Below are 251 nucleotides of genomic sequence, written 5' to 3'. Positions count from 1 at the left end.
ATCCGGCGTGAATGTAAATCCATGACTACAGCCAGATACATCCAACCTTGATTGGTTCTCAGATAAGTAACATCTCCGGCCCAAATACGATTGGGCACTGTAGGATTAAATTGTTGTTTTAATATATGTAAGCGTTCACCAGCACCCTATTGACAGGCGAATGTGACGATCATCACTTGATCTACAATTGCCTATTGAACGATCCTTTTTATGCTTCATTATCTTCACATGAGCAGAAAAAAAGAACCTAA

Annotated in this window: 1 pseudogene; it reads right to left on the bottom strand. The window is 39.4% G+C overall.

The window, feature by feature from the left end:
* Positions 1 to 116 (bottom strand): annotated as a pseudogene (locus tag HC723_RS17245) (DDE-type integrase/transposase/recombinase); the annotation flags it as partial.
* Positions 117 to 251: the final 135 nt, after the last annotated feature.

Origin of the sequence: Vibrio sp. S11_S32 (assembly GCF_014694465.1) — a bacterium.
GTDB lineage: Bacteria > Pseudomonadota > Gammaproteobacteria > Enterobacterales > Vibrionaceae > Vibrio > Vibrio algicola.
This window is presented reverse-complemented; position numbering and strand designations above follow the sequence as displayed.